The organism is Thermalbibacter longus (assembly GCF_023806485.1).
GTDB classification, from domain to species: domain Bacteria; phylum Chloroflexota; class Chloroflexia; order Thermomicrobiales; family Thermomicrobiaceae; genus Thermalbibacter; species Thermalbibacter longus.
In genome coordinates this window covers 166,065-172,992 of the sequence record NZ_JAMSLR010000007.1, presented here as the reverse complement: position 1 = coordinate 172,992, position 6,928 = coordinate 166,065, and the positions used below count along the sequence as shown (strand labels likewise).

General features: G+C 66.3%; 9 protein-coding genes. All 9 read left to right on the top strand.

What is annotated here, in order from left to right; translation table 11 throughout:
• The coding region (locus NET02_RS11245; protein ID WP_284057512.1) for a hypothetical protein at positions 1-214 on the top strand (214 nt) is incomplete at its 5' end.
• Between the two features lie 124 nt (positions 215-338).
• A complete protein-coding gene (locus NET02_RS11240; protein WP_284057511.1) occupies positions 339-695 on the top strand; it encodes a flagellar protein FlaG in 357 nt (118 codons plus the stop codon).
• Positions 696-731: 36 nt separating this feature from the next.
• Complete coding sequence (gene fliD / locus NET02_RS11235) at positions 732-2,720, top strand: flagellar filament capping protein FliD (protein WP_284057510.1); 1,989 nt, start codon at positions 732-734, stop codon at positions 2,718-2,720.
• Positions 2,721-2,747: 27 nt separating this feature from the next.
• Positions 2,748-3,155 (top strand): flagellar export chaperone FliS, encoded by a 408-nt coding sequence (gene fliS, locus NET02_RS11230; protein WP_284057509.1) that lies wholly within the window; start codon positions 2,748-2,750, stop codon positions 3,153-3,155.
• Between the two features lie 18 nt (positions 3,156-3,173).
• A complete protein-coding gene (fliT, locus tag NET02_RS11225; protein WP_284057508.1) occupies positions 3,174-3,557 on the top strand; it encodes a flagellar protein FliT in 384 nt (127 codons plus the stop codon).
• Positions 3,558-3,565: 8 nt separating this feature from the next.
• A complete protein-coding gene (locus tag NET02_RS11220; protein ID WP_284057507.1) occupies positions 3,566-4,234 on the top strand; it encodes a sortase in 669 nt (222 codons plus the stop codon).
• Between the two features lie 277 nt (positions 4,235-4,511).
• Positions 4,512-4,967, top strand: a complete 456-nt coding sequence (gene flgC / locus NET02_RS11215) for a flagellar basal body rod protein FlgC (RefSeq protein ID WP_284057506.1) — start codon at positions 4,512-4,514, stop codon at positions 4,965-4,967.
• 48 nt (positions 4,968-5,015) lie between these two features.
• A complete protein-coding gene (gene fliE, locus NET02_RS11210; protein WP_284057505.1) occupies positions 5,016-5,327 on the top strand; it encodes a flagellar hook-basal body complex protein FliE in 312 nt (103 codons plus the stop codon).
• Between the two features lie 31 nt (positions 5,328-5,358).
• Positions 5,359-6,927: a flagellar basal-body MS-ring/collar protein FliF gene (gene fliF / locus NET02_RS11205; protein ID WP_284057504.1), complete on the top strand. Its 1,569-nt coding sequence runs from the start codon at positions 5,359-5,361 to the stop codon at positions 6,925-6,927.
• Position 6,928 lies beyond the last annotated feature (1 nt).

Here is a 6,928-nt window from a genome sequence, read left to right as displayed (position 1 = left end):
GGCGGCGCAGGAGCTGGTGGAGCTGGCCGGGCAGTTGGAGGCGGCGGTGCGGCAGTTCCGGCTGGCCGAGGGCGGAGCCACCGAGCCGAGCCAGGCCGGGTGGTGGGTGGAGACTGACCTGAAGGAGACCACCTCGCGACCTGTTTCTGGATCTCCCCAGCGGCCGGTGTCGCTGGCGGTCATGAGTGGCAACGGCTACTCGCGCGGGGCGTGATAAGCCGCGTGTGGGGCGTCGGAACGCTAAAGTCACCCTCCGGTCGTGCCGAAGATTCTGAGCAGTGACAGTCCGCGATCGTGCATCTGCTGGCATCGTGCCGAACCCAGGAAGAGGAGAGACGATGGCTGACCCGATCACGCCGGTGGCCGCAGTCGGATCGGTTGACTCCTTGCGCGATCAGACGGCTCAAGTGGATCACAGCCGGCAAGCCGGGCGCGTCGCGCCTCAGCTTCAGCGCGAACCATCCCGGCGCGCGTCCGATATCCCGGCGCACACCGTGGACTTGAGTCTCGATCCGCAGGCAGTCCGTCGTTTGCCGGCCGACATCTACGTCCGCTACTACGTCCATCCGGGCATCGGCAACTATGTGGTACAGATCATCGATCGGCGCACCGACGAGGTGATCCGTGAGATACCGCCCGGCGGTCTCGAGATGGTGTTGCAAGAGCTCGCCCGGCAGCGCCAGCAGAGCGCATAGGCGTGCGTCGCGTGGGCGCAGGGATGGGAGAGAGCGATGAGCGTCTTTCGGGTCGATGGCCTGGCTTCCGGGCTGAACACAACTGACATCATCGAAAAGTTGCTGCAACTGGAGCAGCAGCCGATTCAACGTCTCCAGACCCGCAAGCTGGAGGTCGAGGCTGAGCGCGATGCCTGGCGCGACCTGGGTGCCCGGCTCCAAAACCTCTCGTCTGCGCTCCAGCCGCTGCTGCTGCGTGGCACGGTCACTGCCTTCGCCGTCAAGCCGTCCGACAGCAACCCACCCTTTACCGCGACCGCCGGCTCCGGCGCCGTTCCCGGCAGCTACTCCATCCTGGTCAGCCAGCTCGCGACCAGCACCGTCGCCCGCAGCAGTGGAGCGGTCGGCGCGGACATCGACCCGAATGCCTTGCTCAAGGACGGCAACTACCGCAAGGCGATCACGGCCGGGTCGTTCTCGATCAACGGGGTCAGTATCAGCATCGATCCCAACGCCGACACGCTCAACGATGTCATCGACCGGATCAACACCAGCGGGGCCGGCGTGACGGCATCGCTGGTCACCGTCGACGGCCGCACCCGGCTGCAACTGGCGGCGAACACGCCGGGTGGGCCGATCCAGCTCGGCTCTGGCTCGGACACGTCGAACTTCCTCGACGTCGCTAGCCTGCTGGCGGCGCCGCGGGTGGGCGACACGGTCACCGGAACCCGTAGCCTGGGCGCCGTCAAGTCGGGTGAGCCGCTCACCAATGCTGCCCTGGCGACTGCGGTGACGGCGGCCGGCACCTTGACGATCAACGGTGTCGAGATTGCCTATGACCCGGCGATCGACTCGCTGAGCACCGTGATCAACCGGATCAACGCCTCCAGCGCCGGAGTGACTGCCAGCTACGACGCGGCGACCGATCGGGTGATTCTGACGAGCAAAGCCACCGGCTCGCAGACTATCGGTCTGAGCGACACCGGCAACCTGCTGGCCGCTCTGAATATCGATCCCCAGAACCAGCAGCTCGGCCAGAACGCGGTCTACAGTCTCGACGGCGGCGCGACCTTTCAGTACAGCGCCAGCAACACGGTCACCGATGCCATCCCTGGTGTCTCGCTGACGCTCACGCGCACCACCAGCACTGCCTACAGCTTTACGGTGGAGGCCGATCCCGAGCCGGCGGTCGCCGCCGTCAAGAAGTTCGTCGAGCAGTTCAACAGCGTGTTGAGCTTCATCCAGGACAAGACCTCGTACGATGCGAACACCAAGAAGGCTGGCACGCTCATGGCCGACGGCGCCGTCCGCTCGATCGAGGCGACGCTGCGCCGGATGATCTCTTCCCCGGCGGTCGATCCCGATGGAGCTTATGCCGCGCTCTCCGAGATCGGTATCAGCTTCGGAGCCATCGGGTCAGCGGTCGGCACGACTAACCAGCTCCAGCTCGATGAGACGAAGCTCCGGAATGCCCTGGCGAACAATCCGAACGCGGTCTACGACCTGTTCGCTGCGACCTCCGGCGCGACGTTGACCACCTCCGGGGACATCGTCGCCGTCAGCGGCAAACCGACCGAGGCTCCGTCGAGCGGGCGATACGTGATTATCTCCGATGGCACCGGCAACCTGACGGCCGAGTTCCGAGACGAGAGCAACAACGTCCTCTGGACCAATACCAGCACCATCACTGCTGGAGGCACTAACAGCACCTTGATCCCGGGCCTGGTCATTACGGCCGCCAGCACGCTGACCGGGGCACAGTCGGAGATCCAGGTGACCTACCGTGATGGAGTGCTGCAGCGGCTCGACCGCTACCTGGATTCCACGCTCGGAGCCGAGGGCGTGGTGAGCACGCGTGGCGATGGCTTCCAGCAACGCCTGCGGCAGATCGACCTCCAGATGGAGCGGTTCGAGGCTCGCCTCGAGGACCGGCGTGCCCAACTGATCCGCCAGTTCTCCGCACTGGAGCGGCTGCTCGCGGAGATGCAGCAGCAGGGGGCTCAGCTTGGCATGCAGCTCGCCAGCTTGATGGGCAGCGGCCAGTAGCGTGGCTATTGCCGAAGGGGAGTGCTCATGGCGTACCAGTTCGATCGCTATCGCCAGGTCGGGGTGGAGACCGCTTCGCCGGTAGATCTGGTCATTATGCTCTATCGAGGTGCCATCCGCTTTCTCGCGGAGGCGGAGGAGGCGATAGCGGCCCGCGATATCCCGGAGGCTCATCGCTGCCTTGTTCGCAGCCAGGAGATCATCGCCGAACTCATGGGGAGCCTGAATCTGGACGCTGGCGAGCTCGCGATCAACCTGAGCCGGCTCTACGACTATATGCAGCAGCGACTGATCGACGCGAACGTGCGCAAGGATCCAGCCGGCGTCGTTGAGGTGCGCAGCCTGCTCAGCGAGTTGCTCGATGCCTGGGAAGCTATCGCTGCGCAGGAGACCTCGCGGCGGCCTGTTTACGCCACAGCCGTAACGAGCGCCTGAAACGGAGACACCTAAGACGTGTTTCGATCCAAGATCACGATGGCTCAAGCCGCTCTCGATCTCGCTCGCCATTTGTTGTCCCTGGCCGAAGAGCAGCATGCAGCAGCGCAGGCCGGAGATTGGATCAGGGCTCTCGAATGTGCCGATCACCGCGCGACGCTGGTTGCGGCCATCGGTCGCCTCGACTTCGCGACGCTCGATAGCGCCGAACGCGACACGCTGGTCGACCTCTTGGCTCGAGTCCAGGCGTATGACGAGGAGATCGCTCGGCTGGTCAAGCAAGCGCGCCGGGCCACGCTCGCGGCGCTGAGCGAGCTCGACCGTGGCCAGGCGATGGCGCACGGTTACCGGAGATCCAACCCTGTCGAAACCCGGGCTGCGCTGTTCGATGAAGAGGTCTGAAGGCAGCGATGAGACCTCGCTCCGCTTTGCTGCCGCTGGCCAGCGTGATCCTCGGCGCGCTCGTCCTCATCGCCTGCGCGTCGCCGGTTGAGGTCACGATTACCTGGGAATCGGAGACCCCCGAGGCGACTGAGCCTCCAGCGAGTGGAGCGACCGAACGTCCTGAAGCTACCTCCCCGACCCCGCCGCCGCAGGCGCACGCGCCGGGGCCGATCACTGGCAGCTCGCTGTTCTTCCGGCTGCGCACCGCGCCACCGGTGGAGCTGGAGATCCCGCGTCTCGGAGTCTCCGTCCCTGTGCAACCAGTCGCGTCGGTGATCGACGGCGGGCAATGGCACTGGCCAGTCCCGGCCGACGCGGCCGGCCACCTGCTCGGCAGCGCGAACCCCGGCGAGCCGGGAAACATCGCCATCACCGGCCATGTCGATACGCGTGACGGCCCGGGCATCTTCGCCCGGCTCGCCGAGCTGCGGCCGGGCGATTCCGTGATCATCCGCAGTGCTGATGGCGAGTTCGTGTACCAGGTGGTCGAAACCTTCGTCATCCCCGAGGACGACGTCTCTGTCCTCCGCCAGACCGGGAGCGAGGTGTTGACATTGATCACGTGCATACCTGATGGGGTGTACGCTCATCGCCTGGTCGTCCGCGCCCAGCGCGCCAGTAGCCCAGTTCTCTGACGCCTTCCTTCTGCCACCCTTCATGACACGGGATCCCGGGCTTCAGTACTAGATTCGAGGGACTTTCCTCCCCGATCATTTGCCACCCCTAGGCGATACCTCGCCTATTCCAGCGGGCGTACCGTAGGTTGCACAGGCTGAGCGATGCCCGCGTAGCGCATGGGGACAGCTACGGGGGCATGTCTCCGGACCGCGGCTTCGAGGCTAGGGCTGAAGAGCACGGGAAGCGCTGCCGATAGTTCTTTCGGAAGGGCTACGCGCCAGGGGAGGGAAGGTGATGGGGATCTTCGAGACCATGCGCGTCAGCCTCTCTGGCCTGACCGCTCAGCGGTTACGCATGGACGTCATCTCCAGCAACATTGCGAATGTCGAGACGACCCGCTCTCCGGAGGGTGGCCCATACCTGCGCCGCCAGGTCATCTTCCAGGCTGAATCGGCCCCACCGTTCGCCACGCTCCTCAGCAACCAGCTCGACGGCCAGCGTCCTGCTCCGAACGCCTCCCGAGGGGTCGCAGTCGTCGGCATTCGAACCGATCCCGAGGCGGTGCGCGAAGTCTACGATCCAGCGCATCCAGACGCAGACGAGAACGGTATCGTCCGCTACCCGGACATCGACGTCGTCACCGAGATGGCAGATCTGCTCGCCGCTACGCGCGCGTACGAGGCCAATGTCACTGTCCTCGACGCGCTCAAGAGCATGGCGATGCGGGCGCTCTCGATCGGCCGGGCCTAGTGCCGCCTGTACGAGTTCGATGTTGATCGGTTTTCGAGGGGGGGGGTCATGAGCATCGATCCGATCGCTCCGATTGCTGCCAACATCGGCCCGATCAGCGGGCCCGGTGAGGCTGCAGCCACTTCGGCGATCCAGGGCGACACCTCTTTTATCAACCTCTTGAGCAATGCCATCGCTGACCTCAACGCATCGATCTCCCATGCCGACCAGCTTGCGATCCAGATGGCTGCCGGGCGCGAGGTCGATCTCCATCAGGTGATGGTGGCCCTCGAGACCGCGACCATCGGGTTGCAGACGGCGCTCCAGATCCGCAACCGGGCGCTCGAGGCCTATCGCGAGATCATGTCGATGACGATCTAGGCACCGGGTTCGACGGGGAGAGCGAGCAGCCATGGGGCGCATCGCGCAGCAACTAGCACAGTTCCGGACTCGCTGGGATCGACTGACACCGAACCAGCGAGTCGCGGTCATCGGCGTTGCGCTGACCGCCCTGTTCGCCGTGACGCTGCTCCTGGTCATGCAGCCGCCCCAGCGGTATGCGCCGGTCTACACTAACCTCTCCGGCGAGGATGCGGCCGCCATCGTCGAGCAGCTTCGCCAGCAGGGCGTGCCCTACCGGTTGAGCGCCGACGGCACCACGGTGAGCGTGCCGGCCGATCGGGTAGCCGATGTCCGCTTGGCGCTGGCCAGCCTCGGCTTGCCTAAGGGGGGCAGCCTGGGGTTCGAGCTGTTCGACCGCTCCTCGTTCGGCGTCACCGACTTCGCCCAGCGGGTCAACTACCAGCGGGCGATCGAGGGCGAGCTACAGCGGACGATCAGCCGGCTCGACGCAGTGAGCTCGGCGCGCGTCCACATCGTCATCCCCGAGGAGTCGCTGTTCGCCGAGGACCAGCAGCCGACGAGCGCGGCAGTGGTGCTCCAGCTCAAGCCGGGCCGGCAGCTCACCGAGGACCAGGTCCGCGGCATCGTCCACCTGGTCTCGAGCGCCGTGCCCGGCCTCCAGCCGGAGCACCTGACGATCGTCGACGACGCCGGCAACCCGATCTGGTCGGGCAACGAGGCCGGCTCGGCCACCGCCGGGATGGACGAGCACCTGAAGGCCCAGCGGGCCTACGAGACCACGCTGGCGACCCAGCTCCAGGCGATGATCGCCCGCATCGTCGGCAACGGCAACGCGGCGGTCCAGGTGCACGCGACGCTCGACTGGGACCAGCGCAGCGTCGACAGCGAGATCTTCTCGCCTAACGGCACCCAGCCGCAGGTCCGCAGCCAGCAGGAGCGCGTCCAGACGGTGGAAGGCAATACCACCGGGGCCATCGGCGTCCCCGGCGTCGACAGCAACGTGCAGACCTTCCAGGAAGGCGCCGGGGGGCAGAACCAGCAACGCAGCGAGCTGCGCGAGAGCACGACGAACTACGAGGTCTCCCGCCAGGTCGAGCGCGTGGTGCAGGCGCCGGGCCAGCTCGAGCGGCTCTCGGTCGCCGTCGTCCTCAACGGCTCAGCGGTCGACCCGACGGTCGCCCAGCAGGTGCGTGACCTGGTCGCCGCGGCAGCCGGCATCGTTCCCGAGCGAGGCGACTCGGTAACGGTCAGTGTCGTGCCCTTCAGCGCGACCACTCCAGAGGAGGCGCCATCCGGTGCCGGCCTGATCGACCGGCTGCTCGACTTCGCCAGGATCGGCGTGATCGTGCTGATCCCGCTGGTGGCGCTGCTGATCGCCTGGCGCGTCCTGGCGAGCCAGCGAGGCGCGCCCCAGCCGGTGCCGGTGCCGCAGTACCGCGTTTCGTCCGAACCGCTCGCCGGGGTGAGCGCCGCGGGACTCGGCACGGCGGGCACCGCCGAGATCCCTGGTCCACCACCGGCGACTCCACCACCTCAGTTCAAGGATCTCCAGGAGCTCGCCCGCCGTGACCCGGCGGTAGTGGCTCAACTGGTTCGCTCCTGGCTGAACGAGGAGTGAG